The 16811-nt window shown below is 62.7% G+C and carries 16 protein-coding genes; 10 read left to right on the top strand and 6 right to left on the bottom strand.

Annotation, left to right across the window (positions count from 1 at the left end):
* Positions 1-8 precede the first annotated feature (8 nt).
* The 3 genes from M2A_RS12115 to M2A_RS12105 are packed head-to-tail and all read left to right on the top strand — an operon-like array spanning position 9 to position 5873.
* Positions 9-998, top strand: coding sequence for a DUF58 domain-containing protein (locus M2A_RS12115; RefSeq protein WP_081875601.1), 990 nt, complete (start codon positions 9-11; stop codon positions 996-998).
* Positions 999-3797, top strand: a complete 2799-nt coding sequence (locus M2A_RS12110) for a DUF4159 domain-containing protein (protein WP_045447844.1) — start codon at positions 999-1001, stop codon at positions 3795-3797. It abuts the gene before it with no gap.
* A gap of 9 nt (positions 3798-3806) precedes the next feature.
* Entirely contained in the window at positions 3807-5873 is a 2067-nt protein-coding gene (locus M2A_RS12105; RefSeq protein ID WP_045447839.1) for a membrane protein, read from the top strand.
* A 17-nt stretch (positions 5874-5890) separates the two neighbouring features.
* Here the strand turns inward: M2A_RS12105 and M2A_RS12100 are convergent, their stop codons facing one another.
* Together M2A_RS12100 and M2A_RS12095 are read right to left on the bottom strand one after the other, a co-directional pair.
* Positions 5891-6406: a GNAT family N-acetyltransferase gene (locus M2A_RS12100; protein WP_045447836.1), complete on the bottom strand. Its 516-nt coding sequence runs from the start codon at positions 6404-6406 to the stop codon at positions 5891-5893.
* Positions 6407-6565: 159 nt separating this feature from the next.
* Positions 6566-6937, bottom strand: a complete 372-nt coding sequence (locus M2A_RS12095; protein ID WP_045447831.1) for a hypothetical protein — start codon at positions 6935-6937, stop codon at positions 6566-6568.
* Positions 6938-7165: 228 nt separating this feature from the next.
* Here M2A_RS12095 and M2A_RS12090 point away from each other — a divergent pair, with 228 nt between their 5' ends.
* On the top strand, positions 7166-8080 hold the full coding sequence (locus M2A_RS12090; RefSeq protein ID WP_045447829.1) for an SDR family NAD(P)-dependent oxidoreductase: 915 nt from the start codon (positions 7166-7168) through the stop codon (positions 8078-8080).
* 90 nt (positions 8081-8170) lie between these two features.
* Here the strand turns inward: M2A_RS12090 and M2A_RS12085 are convergent, their stop codons facing one another.
* A complete protein-coding gene (locus M2A_RS12085; protein WP_052379448.1) occupies positions 8171-9088 on the bottom strand; it encodes a LysR family transcriptional regulator in 918 nt (305 codons plus the stop codon).
* A gap of 159 nt (positions 9089-9247) precedes the next feature.
* Between M2A_RS12085 and wrbA the strand changes: the two genes are divergently transcribed.
* Positions 9248-9844, top strand: coding sequence for an NAD(P)H:quinone oxidoreductase (wrbA, locus tag M2A_RS12080; RefSeq protein ID WP_045447826.1), 597 nt, complete (start codon positions 9248-9250; stop codon positions 9842-9844).
* Between the two features lie 34 nt (positions 9845-9878).
* Positions 9879-10880, top strand: a complete 1002-nt coding sequence (locus M2A_RS12075) for a glutathione S-transferase family protein (RefSeq protein WP_045447822.1) — start codon at positions 9879-9881, stop codon at positions 10878-10880.
* Between the two features lie 16 nt (positions 10881-10896).
* Here M2A_RS12075 and M2A_RS12070 read toward each other — a convergent pair whose 3' ends face one another.
* Positions 10897-11289: a hypothetical protein gene (locus M2A_RS12070; protein ID WP_045447820.1), complete on the bottom strand. Its 393-nt coding sequence runs from the start codon at positions 11287-11289 to the stop codon at positions 10897-10899.
* Positions 11290-11392: 103 nt separating this feature from the next.
* Positions 11393-12373 carry a calcium/sodium antiporter gene (locus M2A_RS12065; RefSeq protein WP_045447817.1) on the bottom strand — a complete coding sequence of 327 codons (981 nt, stop codon included), beginning with the start codon at positions 12371-12373 and terminating at the stop codon, positions 11393-11395.
* A gap of 136 nt (positions 12374-12509) precedes the next feature.
* Between M2A_RS12065 and M2A_RS12060 the strand changes: the two genes are divergently transcribed.
* Complete coding sequence (locus tag M2A_RS12060) at positions 12510-13937, top strand: amidase (protein WP_045447814.1); 1428 nt, start codon at positions 12510-12512, stop codon at positions 13935-13937.
* A gap of 16 nt (positions 13938-13953) precedes the next feature.
* Here M2A_RS12060 and M2A_RS12055 read toward each other — a convergent pair whose 3' ends face one another.
* A complete protein-coding gene (locus M2A_RS12055; protein WP_045447811.1) occupies positions 13954-14391 on the bottom strand; it encodes an NUDIX domain-containing protein in 438 nt (145 codons plus the stop codon).
* Between the two features lie 147 nt (positions 14392-14538).
* Between M2A_RS12055 and M2A_RS12050 the strand changes: the two genes are divergently transcribed.
* The 3 genes from M2A_RS12050 (at position 14539) to M2A_RS12040 (ending at position 16797) form a co-directional block, all read left to right on the top strand.
* A complete protein-coding gene (locus tag M2A_RS12050; RefSeq protein WP_045447808.1) occupies positions 14539-15399 on the top strand; it encodes a class I SAM-dependent methyltransferase in 861 nt (286 codons plus the stop codon).
* A gap of 238 nt (positions 15400-15637) precedes the next feature.
* Positions 15638-16129, top strand: a complete 492-nt coding sequence (locus tag M2A_RS12045; protein WP_147446300.1) for a hypothetical protein — start codon at positions 15638-15640, stop codon at positions 16127-16129.
* A 134-nt stretch (positions 16130-16263) separates the two neighbouring features.
* The gene (locus tag M2A_RS12040) at positions 16264-16797 is read left to right on the top strand and encodes a response regulator (protein WP_052379447.1); all 534 of its coding nucleotides are present in this window, start codon (positions 16264-16266) and stop codon (positions 16795-16797) included.
* Positions 16798-16811 lie beyond the last annotated feature (14 nt).

The raw sequence follows: 16811 nt of genomic DNA, 5'->3' as shown, positions 1-16811 counted from the left end.
GAGACCAGATGAGCGAAGACGCCCCCCTTTCCGGCGGCCCTAAAAGCCCCCATGCCGAGAAGGCCCGAAGTACGCAGGCCGCACCTGCGCGCGCGGGTCTGCGCGCGCAAGCCGAGCGTCTCGCCGAAGCGCTGCCGCCGCTTCTCGTGGAAGCCGAACGCGTCGCCAATACCGTGGCGCAAGGGGTGCATGGGCGGCGGCGCTCTGGATCGGGCGAAAGCTTCTGGCAATACCGCCGCTACCGCGCGGGCGATGCCGCCCAGCGCATCGATTGGCGCCAATCCGGCAAATCCAGCAAACTTTATGTGCGCGAAACGGAGTGGGAAGCGGCCGAAACGCTCTGGCTCTGGCGCGATGCCTCCGCCTCCATGGATTACCGTTCCTCCTTCGCGCAAATTTCCAAGAAAGACCGCGCCACCGTGCTGAGCCTGGCGCTGGCCAATCTGCTCGTGCGCGGCGGCGAACGGGTCGCGGTGCTTGGCAGCGGTATTCCCCCCGCCACCAACCGGATGGGCCTGCGCCGTCTTGCGCATCATTATCTTTCAGATGAAGAGAGCCAGCCGGAAAGCCTGCCCCCCGGCGCCCATGTGCCGCCTTATGCCGCGATGGTTTTCTTCAGCGATTTTCTCTCCCCGCCCGATAAGCTTGCCAAGGCGCTGCAACCTTATGCGCACCGCGGCATTGGCGGACATATGGTGCAGATCATCGATCCGGCCGAAGCCGACCTTCCCTTCGAAGGGCGCACGGAATTCGTTGGCGTGGAAGACCCGCGCCGGCTTTTGGTGGGCAAGGCGGAGAGCCTGCGCAGCGCCTATCACCGCCGTTTGGAAGAACATCAAGACGCCTTGCGCCAGATCGCCCGGCGGCTTGGCTGGCACTTCACCATTCACCGCACCGACCGGCCGGCGGAAACCTGCCTTCTCAGCCTTTACGGTCAGCTTGCCGATATAAACCGGACCCCCGGACGCGGCACCGCCGCCGCCAGGCAGGGAGGCTAGATGCTCGATCTCGGCCTTATCGGTTTCGCTCAACCTCTCGTGCTTGCAGGCCTTGCGCTTTTGCCGGTGATCTGGTGGCTGCTGCGCGTTACCCCGCCCGCCCCGCAGCGCGTCGCCTTTCCCCCGCTCCGCCTTCTCTTCGGCCTGCGCCAGGATGAAGAAACCGCCTCGCGCATTCCGCTTTGGCTGCTGATGCTGCGCCTTGCCTTGGCAACGCTGCTGATCCTTGCTCTGGCAGAACCCGTCTGGCGCCCGGCAGGCGATACCGGCCGCAGCCGCCCGCTCCTTCTCGTGCTCGATGATGGCTGGGCCGCCGCTCATAGCTGGGACAAGCGCATTACCTTCGCCCGCGCGCTGATCGAAGGGGCAGGCCGAGCCGATCAGCTCGTCGCTCTGGCGGCCACCTCGCCGCAGGTAAAAGCAGAGCCGCCCGTTTTCACGGCAGCAGATGAGGCGCTGGCAAAACTCAAAGCCTTGAGCCCGCTTCCTTTGGGCCCGGCCCGCTTGGCGCTGGCCGAACGGCTGGGCAAAATGGAAAAGCCGCAAGAAGCCATTGATATCGTCTGGCTTGCAAACGGGCTCGATCATGGCGAGGCCGCCGCCTTTGCGGGGGCTTTGGAAGAAACGGCGGGCGGCGGCACGCTCAAACTCGTGACAAACGCCGCCAGCGACGTGCCGCTTATCCTCACCCCGCCCACGCAAGGCGAGGAGGGGCTGGAAGTCACGATCCGCCGCCTTGATGTGCCGGATCTGCGCGATGGCAGGGTGGAAGCGCGGGCCGAAGATGGCCGCCTTCTCGCCGAGGCCGAGTGGCAGCTCCCCCGCCTTGCCACGGCCACAAAAGCCCGGCTCGACCTGCCGCTCGAGCTGCGCAACGAAGTACACACGATCTCGATTTCGGGCGAGCGCTCTGCGGCAAGCAAGGTGCTGATCGATGAGCGCTGGAAGCGCCGCGCCGCAGGGCTTGTCTCCGGCAATTCTTTTGAAGCCGACCAGCCGCTCCTCTCCGATCTCTATTATCTTGAACGCGCGCTGCGCCCCTTTGCCGATATCCGAAAAGCAAGCCAGGGTGAGGCACCGGAAGGCGAGCGCAGTCAGATCGAAACACTGCTCGCCGATCCGCTCTCCGTGCTCTTCCTCGCCGATATCGGCACGCTCAGCGAGCGCGACGCAACGCTCGTGCGCAACTGGGTGAAAGAAGGCGGCACGCTGGTGCGCTTTGCAGGGCCGCATCTTGCCGCGCAAAGCGATGATCTTATCCCCGTTTCCTTGCGCAGCGGCGGGCGCAGCCTCGGCGGCGCGCTTTCCTGGACCGAGCCGCAGCACCTTGCGCCTTTTGAAGACGGCAGCCCCTTTGCCGGGCTCGACCTGCCGGGCGATGCCACGGTGAGCCGCCAGGTGCTGGCCGAACCGCGCGATCTTGCCTTTGCCGAAACCTGGGCGCGCCTTGAAGACGGCACGCCGCTCGTTACCGCCGCGCGCGAGGGCGAGGGGCAGCTCATCCTCTTCCACATCACCGCCAATACGGATTGGTCGAACCTGCCGCTTTCCGGCCTTTTCGTTTCCATGCTCCAGCGCATTCTCGATCTCGCGCAAGGCGTTGCCGCGCAAGGCGAAGGGGCCGAAGGCGGGCTTTTGATGCCGCGCCAGGTCATGACGGGCTTCGGCACTTTCACCTCCCCGCCGCCTTACGTGACGCCTATTCCCTTTGCCGAATGGACGAAGACGCGCCCAAGCGCCGAGCACCCGCCGGGCTTTTACGGCATGCAGGGCGCGGCCCGCGCGCTCAATCTGGGCAATGAAAATCTGATGCTGGCGCCGCTGCCCGCCCTGACCGGCCTTACCCGTCAGGAAGGTTTTGGCGATGCCGCCCATCAGGCGCTGCGTCCCCTGCTCCTCACCCTGGCGCTCATCCTGTTGATCGCGGACGGCTTTGCCGCGCTTTACCTGACCGGTCATCTCAATGCGCAGCACCGGGGCCCGCGCGGCCCGCGTATGGCAGCGCTCTTGCTCGCCGGTCTTTTGAGCGTGCCGCTCGCAGCCGGGTACATGGCCCCGGCCAAAGCCGCCGACGATGCTTACGCACTGAAAGCCACCAGCGAAACGCATCTGGCTTATGTGGAAACCGGCGACAAAGATCTCGACGGGCTCTCCCATGCCGCGCTCTCAGGGCTGACCAAACGCCTGCGCGAACGCACGGCGCTCGAGCCCGGCGAGCCTATGGGCGTCGATATCGACCAGGACGAGCTTGCCTTCTTTCCTTTTCTTTATTGGCCGGTCGCGCAAGATGCCCACGTGCTCAGTGATGCGACCGCGGCAAAGATTTCCAGCTACATGCAAAATGGCGGCATGATCCTGTTCGACACACGCGATCAGGACCGGGCGATTTCGGGCCTGCCCAATGAAGCAAATGAAGCCTTGCGCCAGGTGCTTGCCAAGCTCGATGTGCCGCCGCTCGAACCTGTGCCCGCGGACCATGTGCTCACCAAAAGCTTTTATCTATTGCAGAGCTTTCCCGGCCGCTGGGACGGCGGACAAGTCTGGGTGGAAGCGGCCAATCGCGGGCGCGCGCAAACCAATGACGGGGTTTCGGCCATCATCATCGGCTCGAACGATTTTGCCGGCGCCTGGGCGGAAGACCCGAACGGCCGCCCGCTCCTGCCCGTTGCGCCGGGCGGCGAGCGCCAGCGCGAATATGCTTACCGCTTCGGCGTCAATCTCGTCATGTATGCGCTGACCGGCAATTACAAAGCCGATCAGGTGCATGTGCCCGCGCTTCTCGAACGGCTCGGCCAATAGGAGCGGCGCATGGGATTTTCCTTCACCTTCGCGCCGCTGCTGCCGCCTCTCTGGCTGGGACTGCTGGCGCTTGCCTGCGCGGGGCTGAGCGCGCTTTTCATCTGGCGGCGCATGCGGGTCGGCATCTGGCGCATTCTTGCCATGGCGCTGCTGCTCGCGCTTATTGCCAATCCGTCCGTGCGCCAGGAAGAGCGGGAAACCGTTCCCGATGTCGCGCTTCTCGTCATCGATACCAGCGCCAGCATGGGCCTTGAAGAGCGCACTCAAACGGCCAAAGCTGCAAGCCAGACATTGCAGCAAGAGCTCGGCAAATTCTCCGATCTCGATGTGCGCACCATTTATGCGGGCAGCGCGCCGGGCGGCGACGGCACGGCGCTTTTCACCAATATCGCCTCTTCCCTTGCCGATGTGCCGGCCGAGCGCGTGGCGGGCATCGTGCTTTTGACGGACGGCCAGGTCCATGACGTGCCGGGCAGTCTTGAAGCTTTCGGCTTCGATGCACCGCTTCACACCGTCACGATCGGCGATCCGGGCGCTTATGACCGGCGCCTTGTGATCGAGGAAGCGCCGCGCTTCGGCATCGTGGGCGAGCCCATCTCCATTGCCTTCCGGATCGAGGAAACGGGGCCTGCGCCCGGTGACGAACCCATCACCGTGACACTGCGGCTCGACGGAGAAGATGTCGCCACGACCTTTGCGCGGCCCGGCGAGCGCGAGCGGGTGAGCCTTGCCCTGCCCCATGGCGGCACGAATGTCATCGAATTGCAGGCGGCAGGCGATGCAAGCGAGTTGACGCTGCAGAACAACCGCGCCGTGACCACGCCGAGCGGCATTCGCGACCGCCTGCGCGTGCTGCTCGTCTCGGGTGAGCCTCATGCAGGGGAACGCACCTGGCGCAATCTGCTTAAAGCCGACCCCGCAGTCGATCTCGTGCACTTCACCATTTTGCGCCCGCCGGAAAAGCAGGACGGCACGCCGATCAACGAGCTTTCGCTCATCGCCTTTCCGACGCGCGAGCTTTTTTCGCTGAAGCTCGACGAGTTCGATCTCATTATCTTCGACCGCTACCGCCGGCGCGGCGTGCTGCCCATCGTCTATTTCGACAATATCGCCCAATATGTGGCCGAAGGCGGGGCGGTGCTGACGGCGGCAGGCCCGCCTTTCGCAGGCCCCTTCAGCCTTTACCGCACGCCGCTTGCAAGCATCTTGCCCGCCCAGCCTTCCGGAACGGTGACGGAGGAAGGTTTCAAGCCGGAGCTTTCCGAAGCCGGGCGTAAACATCCCGTCACGGCCGAGCTGACCGGCGGGCAAAGCACACCGCCGTCCTGGGGGCGCTGGTTCCGCTTGATCGACACGCTGCAAGACAGAGGCGAGATGCTGATGAGCGGACCGGAAGGCAAGCCGCTTCTCGTGCTCGACCGGGTGGGGGAAGGCCGGGTGGCGCAATTCATGTCCGATCAGGGCTGGCTCTGGGCACGCGGCTTTGAAGGCGGCGGCCCGCAGGCGGAGCTTTTGCGCCGCACCGCCCACTGGCTGATGAAAGAACCCGATTTGGAGGAAGAACGGCTGAGCGCCAGCGGCAAGGCAGGCCGCCTTCTGATCGATCGGCGCACCATGGGGACGAACACCCCGCCCGCCGAAATCACTTATCCCTCCGGCGCCCGCGAACAAGTCACCTTGAAGGAGGAAAAGCCCGGGCTTTTCAGCGCCGCGCTCGAGACCGATGAAATCGGCCTTTACCGGATCGAGCAAGGCGGGCTGACCGCGCTCACCGCCCTTGGGCCCGCCAATCCGAAAGAATATGCCGAGGTCGTCACCAGCGATGAAAAACTGCGCCCCTTGAGCGAAGCATCGGGCGGCGGCGTCTTTAATCTCATCCTGCCGGAAAACGAGCCCCCGCAAGTACGCCGCGTGCGCGCCGGGCGCGACACGCAGGGAAGCGACTGGATGGGCTTCCGCCGCAACGAAACATACATCCTGCGCGCGGTGACGGACGTGCCGCTTTTAAGCGGCCTGCTCGCAGCCATTGCCATGCTCGGACTTCTGCTTTTCGCCTGGTGGCGGGAGAGCCGGTAAGGCCCTCCCATACCCGATCAGATCGCCGTGCCGAGCGGCGGTTTCATCACCGCCCCTTTGACATGGGAAAAGGCGCCAAGATCGAGCTCACGGTAAAGCAGCCGCGAGGGGTCCACCGGCCCCGGCATGGTGAGCCGGCCGGGCGGCACCGGGCCGAAACCCACCCGCGCATAATAAGGCGCGTCGCCCACCAGAATGACGAGCCGGTAGCCCATGGCCTTGGCATCGGCAAGGCCTCTTTCCATCAGCTTGATGCCGCAGCCCTTGCCGCGCAGCTGCGGTTTGACCGCAAGCGGGCCGAGCATCAGCCCCGGCTCGCCGCCGATCAGGATCGGCCAGAAGCTGAGCGCGCCGATCATCTCGCGCGCCTCCCCCTCGCCCGCATAAGCGACATAGGACAGTTCGGGAATGGAGGTATTGCCCTCCCGCAGCCGCTGGGCGGCTTTGGCATACCGGCCCGGACCGAAGGCTTCATCCAGCAGCGCCTCAATTTCGGGCGCATGTTCGGGCCGTTCAAGTTCGATCGTAAACATGTTTTCTCTCAGTGTGTCGGGTCATCGGAACAAGGCTCCCCTCATCCCGCACACTGATTGCCAGCTTAGCAGGACAAAGACGGACCATGGCAAATGGCGGGCAGATGCCGGCCAGTTGCGCCGCTTCGTCGTCGCTGGATGAAAACCCGGGTAAGAACCTTAACCATGGCGGGGCGTGCTCCGGTAAGCGATGATGAACGCGGCAAGCAACAGCGCGTCGATGAGACCGCCAAGCACCACGCCGCCGCCCACGCGCCCTTCGGCATAAAGCCAGGCAACAGGCACGGCAAAGGCAAGCTTTTCGAGAAAAGTAATGGGCATCAGCGCTCTGTAGCGCACCGGATCGGAGGCGATGAGCAGGAACAGCACCTGCCAGACAAGCGCCGTGCCGATGAAGCCGTAGAAGAATTCAGGATGGGTAATGGCTGGCGGATTGAGCGCGCCGATCTGAGCTTCCATGAAAAGCTGCGGGACGAGCACGGCGATCCCATAGACCGCGGCCACGATATAAATCCAGCGTGCCAGTTTCATCGCTCATCCCTCCCCGGCGGGCGCAAAAGCCTGCAAACCGGCAAGGCGATTAGCACGCACAGGACGCAGGGTCCAGCGGAACTTGCCTGCAAACGCGGCCCTGCCCGCCGGCCAAAGGGTTAAGAAAGCGCTGGCCCGCGCGGAAAACTGCCGCTAGCTTGCCCTCGAGCAAAGGGCGGCCAAGACCGCCGAGGGATGAGAAGCGGAACAGAAAACAGGGAGAGCAAAATGGGATTGCTTGACGGAAAAGTCGTTCTCGTAACCGGTGCCGGGCGCGGCATTGGCCGGGACTGCGCCATTATCGCGGCGGCGCAGGGCGCAAAGGTTGTGGTGAACGATCTGGGCGGCGGCGTGGCCGGCGGCGATGCGGGCGATGTGGGCCCGGCGCAGGAAGTCGTCAACGAAATCACGAAGGCCGGCGGCGAAGCCGTCGCCAATACCGATTCCGTCGCCATCAAGAGCGGCGCGGAAGCCATGGTCGAACAGGCGCTCGACACATTCGGCGGCCTGCATTCGGTGATCAGCCCGGCAGGCATTCTGCGCGACGGCATGTTCCATAAAATGGCGGATGAAGACTGGCACTCGGTGATCGATGTGCATCTCAACGGCAGCTACAACGTGACGCGCGCCGCCATCAATCATTTCCGCGAGCAGGAAGAAGGCAATTTCGTTCTCTTCACCTCGACGAGCGGCCTGATCGGCAATATCGGCCAGGCGAACTATGCCGCCGCGAAAATGGGCATTGCCGGCCTTTCCCGCATCATCGCCATGGAAGGCGAGAAGAAGAATGTGCGCTCCAACATCATCGCGCCCTTCGCCTGGACGCGCATGATCGCCACCATTCCGGTGAAGGACGAAGCCTCCGCGCAGCGTGTGGAACGCATGAAAAACGCCATGCGCGCCGATCAGGTCGCGAAAATGGCCGTGGCGCTCGCCGCGCCTTCTTGCGAAACCTCGGGCCAGATCTTCGCCGTGCGCGGCAATGAGATCTTCCTCTTCAACCAACCCCGCCCCGTGCGCGGCATGGCGCGGCTGGAAGGCTGGGAGCCCGACACGATCCTCTCCCATGCGCTGCCTTCCATGAAGGCGGATATGACCGATCTCGGCGCCACCGCCTCGGTCTTCCCCTGGGAACCGATTTAAGGGAGTCGATTTAAGGGTCAGCTGCATACGAAACGAAAAGGCCTCCGCTCCGGCGGGGGCCTTTTTCATGCCCGCTACACCCCAAGCCCTCTACACCCCAAGCCAGGGCGCCCGGCCTTCGCCGTATTTCTCCACCATGAAATCCACAAAGGCGCGGACCTTGGAGGGCATATGCCGCCGATCGGCATAGATAAGATGGAGGCGCACTTCATCGTCCACTTCATCTTCCAGCACACGGACAAGCGCGCCGCTCTTCAAATGCCGGTAAGCAATGAAGTCCGGCACATGCTGGAGCCCGAGCCCGGCCAGCACCACCGGCTGAATGGCAACGGAGGTATTGGCGATGAAACGGCCTGAGACGGGCACGGAGACGACCTGCCCCCGGCCATTGCGCAAGGTCCAATAAGACCGGTCGGGAAGCTGGCTGTTGATGATGCAGGCATGATGGCTGAGATCGTCGAGCGTGCGCGGCTTACCGAACTTTTCGATATATGAAGGCGCGGCGCAGATGAAGCGGCGCACCGGGGCAAGCTGGCGGGCGATGAGGCTTGAATCCGCCATGCCCGAAATCCGGACGCCCACATCATAGCCCCCCGCCACGAAGTCGATCATGTGATCGGCAAGATCGATCTCCACCGTCAGGTCCGGATAGCGCTCCATGAATTCAGGCAGCGCCGCGCCGAACTCATACTGCGTGAATGAAATGGGTGCGCTGACTTTCAAGACACCCGCCACCTTACCGGAAAGCTCGCTCGCCGCGGCAGCCGCGAAACATGCCTCATCCACCGCGCGCTTGGCGTGATCGAGCACCGCCGCCCCTTCCCGCGTCAGCGAGAGCGTGCGGGTCGTGCGGTTGAGAAGCCGCGCGCCCAGCGCCTCTTCCAACGCCGTGACCTGGCGGCTGACCGCGCCTTTTGAAATGTGCAGCCGCTCGGCCGCCCGCGTGAAACTGCCCGCCTCCACGACTTCCGTGAAAATCCGCAACAGATTGAGGTCGGGCAGGCTCATTTCATTGCATCCATTATTGAAACAATATGTTTCTAGATACGTATATTATCATCATGAACGAAACAAACTAAATATCGCCCATGAGAGACAGCGCAACGGCATGTTGCGGACCGGCCCGGCGGATTTCCTGCCTTAGGGCTTTCACAAAGGGGATGAGCGATGACCAAAATTCTCGTGCTTTATCACAGCTCTTACGGGCATATCGAAACCCTCGCCAAGGCGGTTGCCGAAGGCGTGACGGATGGCGGCGGCGAGGTCACGATCAAGCGCGTGCCTGAAACCATGGATAAGGAAACCATGGCCAAGGCCGGCATGAAGACCGAGCAGGAAGCCCCGGTCGCGCAGCCTGCCGAGCTTGCCGAGTATGATGCGATCATCTTCGGCACCCCCACCCGCTTCGGCAACATGTCGGCGCAGATGCGCCAGTTCCTCGACATGACGGGCGGGCTTTGGGCGCAAGGCAAGCTGATCGGCAAGCTGGGCTCCGTCTTCACCTCCACGGGCACTGGCGGCGGCCAGGAAACGACCATCACCTCGTTCCACTCCACGCTGCTGCATCACGGCATGGTCATCTCCGGCGTGCCTTACGGCATTCCTGAGCTTGCCGACATCTCGCAGGTTCATGGCGGCAGCCCCTACGGCGCAGCCACTCTTGCCGGCGCCGATGGCAGCCGCACGCCCACGCAGCAGGAGCTTGCCATTGCCCGCCATCAGGGCAAGCACGTTACCAGCCTTGCCGCAAAGCTCGCCGGCTAACAGACACGACCACACGCATTAAAGGAGGCCCGCCATGGGCAAGCTCGTTGACGGTATCTGGCATGATGTCTGGTACGACACGGAAAAAACCAAGGGCAAATTCGTCCGCTCCGAAAGCCAGTTCCGCAACTGGGTGACCGCGGACGGCGCGCCGGGGCCGGACGGCGCGAGCGGCTTCAAGGCGGCCTCCGGGCGCTACCATCTTTATGTTTCCTATGCCTGCCCCTGGGCGCACCGGACGCTGATCTTCCGGGCGCTCAAGGGACTGGCGCCTCATATCGGCGTCACCGTCACCGATCCCTTGATGCTTGAAGAAGGCTGGACGCTGAAAGGCGAAGATGGCGGCGAGAGCGATCCGCTTTACGGCAAGAAACGTCTTTACGAGCTTTACACAAAAGCCGATCCCGCTTACTCGGGCCGCGTCACGGTGCCCGTCCTTTGGGACAAGGAGACGCAAACCATCGTCTCCAATGAATCGGCGGATATCATCCGCATGTTCAACAGCGCCTTCGACGATTTGCCGGGTGTAAAAACCGGCCTCGATTTTTACCCGGAAGAGCTGCGCGAGGAGATCGAGGCCATCAATGCCCGCATTTATCGGGACGTAAATAACGGCGTTTATAAAGCCGGTTTCGCCACCAGCCAGGAAGCTTATGAAGAAGCCGTCACGGCACTCTTCGACACGCTGGACTGGCTGGAAGGCATCCTCACCCATAACCGCTATCTTCTGGGCGGACGGCTAACCGAAGCCGATTGGCGGCTTTTTACGACGCTCATCCGCTTCGATGCGGTCTATGTCGGGCATTTCAAATGCAACATCGCGCGGATCGAGGATTATCCGGTGCTGTCAGGCTATCTGCGTGAGCTTTATCAGGTGCCCGGCGTGCGCGAGACCGTGCATTTCGATCACATCAAAAAGCACTATTACGGCAGCCACAAAACGATCAATCCGGCGGGCATCATACCCGCCGGACCGAAACTTCACCTCGACACGCCGCCCTGGCGCGAGCATCTGCCCGCCCGCTCGGCGGCTTAAAGAACGCTGCAGCAGACTACTCTTTGAGCATGCCTTGCGCTTTAAGGCGCTGCTTGACGAGTGCCCAGCTACGGTTCTGATCGTATTTCCCCTCCCGTGACAGCGCGTTATGGAAGGCCTTGAGCTCCGGTGATGCACCCGAGGCGATAAAGGCTTCCATATCCGCGATCACGCAAGGACCGCCGATCACCACGTCCGGGCCGCCTGCCGAACATTGCCGGCCGATCCGACGCAGCTCGCGCAAGTGCTGTTCGTGCAGCGCCTTCAGTTCCTCTTCCGAGGAAGGCAGCACCGTAGCCTGCGCATTCATCTGCGTGGAGGCCGAGCCATATTCCCCGGCAACCGCCGGCATGTAAATCGCTCCGAGCGTGATGGCGAACGCGTATAGAGCGGAAAACAAAATGCGCATCGCATCTCTCCCGTTTGATCCAAGTCGCCCCACTAACGCCTGGCCGGCAAAAAGGTTCGCGGAACGAAAACGCCCTGCCCAGCCCCTTTATCTGCGGCGCAAATTATGCCGTAAGCGCAATCACATAGGCCGGCAGGCCGAGATAAAGACTGGCGATATAAAGCGCGAAAAAGATAACGAAAACCGCCCCCTCGCTGCGGCTGATCATCCGCCCGGTCACCATCACAGGCAAGAGAACGAGCGCGGCGAGCACCATGATCCAGGCATCATAAGCCGCAATCTGACGCGTGACGGTCAAAGGCTCTATCAGCGCGGTGCCGCCGATAATGAGAAGAATATTGGCGATATTGCTGCCGATAATATTGCCCACCGCAATGTCGCCCCGGCCCCGGTAAGCGGCAACGGCGGAGACCGCAAGTTCCGGCAGCGAGGTGCCGACGGCCACGAGCGAGAGGCCGATCACCGCCTCTGCCACGCCGAGCGCGCGGGCGATGGAAGAGGCGCCCGACACCAAAAGATCGGCGCCGAGCACGACGCCTGCAAGACCTGCCAGAAAAAGCGGGAAGGCAACGAGAAGCCGGGGCGGCAAGCCGGCATATTCATCGGCTTCCGTTTCATGGCGCGCGGCAACGGGCGAGCGGTTGGTACTCTCCACCCAATAACAAATACCGATATAGACACCGAGCAGCGCAATAAAGAGCGCGCCTTGCAGCGAGCCGATCATACCGGTCAGGCAAAGGGCGGCCATGGCCACCGTGACGGCGAACATGAAAAGCCCGTCCCGCACCACAAGCTGGCGCTCGGGACGCAGCGGCTGAATGAGCGCGGTAATGCCCAGAACGAGAAGAATATTGGCGATGTTGGAACCGACGACATTGCCCACCGCAATATCGGGCTGGCCCACCAGCGCCGCGTTCAAGGATACCGTGAATTCCGGCGCCGAGGTGCCGAAGGCAACGATGGTAAGCCCGACAATGATCTGCGAGACGTTGAAACGCCCGGCAATAGCAACAGCTGCGCGCACCAGCACTTCCCCGCCCAGAAAAAGAAGCGCCAAGCCCGCCAGCACCGAAAATATGTCCATGAAATCCCCCGGAAGCGCCGCCCAGCCCGAGCTTGTGATCGGGCGCGGCGAAAGCTAGTTTTGCTGGGCATAGATAAACACGAATAAAGCGCCGTCAAAAGCCCCGCAGAGGGCGGACGGTATAAAGGAGACGGGGATGGGCAACTTTACCGACTATGACGATTATGACGGGCTCGGTCTTGCCCAGCTTGTCAAAGACAAGGAAGTAACGCCCGGCGAATTGCTGGATGAAGCGCTGGCGCGCGCCGAAGCGCTCAACCCAAAACTGAACGCCATCGTCATCGAGAATTACGAAGAGGCCCGCCGCCTCGTCGAAAAAGGCGTGCCCGAAGGCCCCTTCGAAGGCGTGCCGTTTCTTCTGAAAGATCTGCACCTTCTTTGGGAAGGAACGGAAACGACATTCGGCTCCGATGCCTGGAAAGGCTATATCGCCGATCACAATTCCACACTGACCGAGCGCTATCTTGCCGCCGGTCTCGTGCCCTTCGGCAAAACCAACTCGCCCGAGCTCGGGCTGACCGGCACGACGGAACCCAGAGCCTATGGCCCCACCCGCAATCCCTGGAACCTGGAGCGTTCGCCCGGCGGCTCATCGGGCGGCGCAGCGGCAGCGGTGGCCGCCGGCATTTTGCCCCTTGCCAATGCGAGCGATGGCGGCGGCTCGATCCGTATTCCCGCCGCCGCCTGCGGCCTTTTCGGCATGAAGCCGACCCGCGCACGCACCCCCATGGGCCCTGACAGGGGCGAGGGATGGGGCGGCATGTCCATCTCCCATATCGTCTCGCACAGCGTGCGCGACAGCGCGGCCATGCTCGATGCGACGGGCGGCGAAGCGCCCGGCGATCCTTATGCCGCGCCCGCGCCGGAGAGGCCTTACCTTGCCGAAATGGAGCGCGAGCCCGGCGTTCTGAAAATCGCCTTCAACACGAAACGCGCCGATGGCAGCGAGGTGGAAGCAGACGTCGCCGAAGCGATCAAACGCACGGCAATCCTGTGCGAATCCCTTGGCCATATCGTGGAAGAAGCCGCCCCCCGCCTCGACCCGCAGGAGATGTCCACCCATCAGGCAACGCTTATCGGCGCGAATGTCGCCTTGGCGCTCAAACAGCGCGGCGAGGCACGGGGACGCGAGATCAAGCCGGGCGATGTGGAACTCATCACCTGGCTCATCGCGGAAGGCGCGAAAAGCCGCACGGCTGTGGATTATGCCGCCGCGACATTGTTCATCCACCAGATGAGCCGCCATCTTGCCCGCTTCATGAGCGGCTATGACGTTTATCTTTGCCCCACCATGGGCGCGCCTTCCATCCCGCTCGGTGTGCTCGACATGATGAACGAAGATGTCGGCGCCTATATGCAGGCCATCACCCACTACATGCCCTTTACCGGCCTTTTCAACATGACGGGGCAGCCTTCCATGTCCGTGCCGCTTTTCTGGTCGCAGGACGGCATGCCGATCGGCTCGATGTTCACAGGCAGATTCGGCGATGAGGGCACGCTCTTCCGTCTCGCCGCCCAGCTTGAAAAAGCTCAGCCCTGGAAAGACCGCCGCCCGGATATCTAGGCGCGCGCTTAAGAGCTCAGGGCGCCCACATGGCAGGGGGCGTGAGCCCCTTGCTGATTTCCTCGAGGCGCGCGCGGGTGGCCCCGCTCGTGCCTTCCGGCAAGGCGTCGAGCGGGAAAAACCCATATTCGGCAATCTCAAGGCTGCGCCGCTCTTCCCGCTCATATGTGCCGGGAGAGACCACATAAAGCGCCACATGGTCGGATTTGAACTCGCGGAAATTGGCATAAAGCCCGAAAAGCCGCGGCAGCGCGCGCAGCAAAATGCCCGCTTCCTCGTCAAGCTCGCGCGTAACCGACTGCAATGTCGTCTCACCCCGCTCCACCCCGCCGCCCGGCAAATACCAGCCGCGCATATAAGAATGACGCACGAGCAGGACCGCGCCCTGCTCATCGAAGACCGCCGCCCGAACCCCCATGGTGAGCGGCCGGGCAAGGCGCCAGTAAAACCGCATCAAGGCATGGAGGGACCGCCGGAGAATATCGGGCCTTCCCAGGTCTTGGTGAACAGGGTCTTGCTGCACATCTTGCATGATTGGCGCTTGCCTTACAGGAGGGGGAAGCTTCTAAAGTGAGAAAACAGCATAACGGGAGGAAGACGCATGAGCCAACCAGCCGCCCTCAATCAGGATCAGATCGACTATTGGAACGGTGAGGCCGGTGCCTCCTGGACCCGCAATCAGGAACGGGTGGACCGCTTCCTTGCGCCCATCACGGCCAAGGTGCTGGATGCGGCGAAGCCTGCGAAAGGCGAGGCCATATTGGATATCGGCTGCGGCTGCGGCGAGACGACATTGGCGCTGGCTGAAGCCGCAGGCCCCGCGGGAAAAGTCACGGGCGTCGATATTTCCGCCCCCATGCTGGAACGGGCGCGCGAGCGGGCCGCGGCCAAAGGTCTTGCGCCCGAGTTCATAAAAGCGGACGCGGCCTCCTATGATTTCACCCCGGAAAGTTTCGATCTCGTCTTCTCCCGCTTCGGCGTCATGTTTTTCGATGAACCGGCTGCCGCCTTTGCCAATATCCGCAAAGCCATGAAACCCGGCGGCAGGCTCTCTTTCGTGTGCTGGCGCGAGGCAAAAGAAAACGAGTGGGTCTTCCGCCCGCTCGTTGCGGCCCTGCCCCACATCACCCCGCCCGAGCCGCCCGCCCCCGGCACGCCCGGCCCCTTTGCCTTTGCCGATGAAGGTCATGTGCGCGGCCTGCTTGAAGAAGCCGGCTTTGATAAAGTCCATCTCGATCCGCTCGACCTCGATCTGATCATGGCCGAAGGCGGCGCGGATATGCTGGATCAATCCATCAATTTCGTTCTGGAAATCGGCCCGGTGGCCCGCGCCTTGAAAAGCGAAAGCGAGGCGGTCACGGAAAAAGTGATCGGCTCCGTGCGCGAGGAACTGGCGAAATTCGAAACGCCCAAAGGCTTGGTTCTTAAGGGCGCCTGCTGGATCGTCAGTGCCCGCCCCTAAGCTCCGGCGCATCTTCCGATTCAGCATTCTTCAACTATAGCCGCTTACGCTCATAGGCCTGTGTCCCCTTTACGTGGAGGCTTCTATGGGGTTGCTGTCGCGTTTTCGTTCGCCGCGGGAAGACCGTCTTTCCCCTGCCCTGCCCGCCGCCGCGCCGGCAGGTGCGGACGCCGGCGGCAATGCTCTTCAAGGGGCGATTTCCCGGGCCCTGCGCCCGTCCGGCGGCAGCATATCCCAGATGGCGGAAACCGCGGAACGGCTGAGCGGCGCGCTGCACATGCTCGAAGCGGCCATTCTGGCCATCGACCATTTGACCGAACTTCTGGCCGAAGGCACCGAGCTTTGCGAAAACGCCCGCGACACGGTCAACACCGCCAAACGCGCCGCCATTGCCGAGCGCTATAGCGCGCTTCTGGAGCGCATCGATGCCTATGTCATGAATATCGCCGCGGGCGAGGCCAATCTCATCGACGGCAGCCGCAAGACCTGCGAAATCACCCTCGATGCGGCAGGCCAGTCCCGGGTCGTGCTGCATGTCGCCAATCTGACCAGCGGGCCGAGCGGCCTCGATCTCTCCGCCCCGGGCGAAGCTTTTGCAAGCCTCAGCGCCATCGACCGCAGCCTTGCCGAGCTCGCCGTTGCCAAAAACATCGCGCTGCACACCGCCGATCTTTTTGCCGATAGCGCAGCGGTGCTTTCCGAGCGCCTTGCGCGTCTGAAAATGTACTAAGCCTTAACGGGCGTTAAGATAAATTCGCCTTAAGGAAAAGAATTCCTTATCTCCATTGCGAAATTTTTAACCAAGCCCCTCTAGCCTTCCCGTATTGCAACAGCGCCTATTGCAACCGGAGGAGGCACCGCGCCGTGTTCGCACCGACATCCGAAGCCATCAAGCTGTTCTCCAAGCTCAGCATCCTCGTGGTCGAGGACAGCGCCTATATGCGCAAGCTGCTGGGCGAGCTTCTTCATGCGCTGGAAGTGGGCACCATCATCGAAGCGGAAAACGGAGATGATGGCTGGGCGAAATTTCAAGATTATGTGCCCGACATCGTTTTGACCGATGCGGCCATGGAGCCGACCAACGGCTTCGACCTTCTGCGCCGCATCCGGGCGGCGGAGGACGCGCGCCTTGCAACGGTTCCCGTCGTCATGATCACCGGGCACTGCGAACGCGAGGCCGTGGAGCTTGCCCGCGATCTGGGCGTTACCGAATATCTCGCCAAGCCGGTCACCCCGGTCGGCCTCTACTCGCGCCTTGTGGAAGTTGCCGCGCATCCGCGCCCCTTCGTGCGCGCGGACGGATTTTTCGGGCCCGACCGGCGCCGGCGCGCCACCAACAAATATGACGGGCCCGAGCGCCGCCGAAGCCGTTCGCGCGCCGCCCTTCTGGACATTTGAGAGGAATTCAGCCG

The sequence above is a fragment of the Tepidicaulis marinus genome, assembly GCF_000739695.1.
GTDB lineage: Bacteria > Pseudomonadota > Alphaproteobacteria > Parvibaculales > Parvibaculaceae > Tepidicaulis > Tepidicaulis marinus.
The sequence above is the reverse complement of the archived record's forward strand: the minus strand, read 5'-3'. Positions and strand labels throughout refer to the sequence as shown.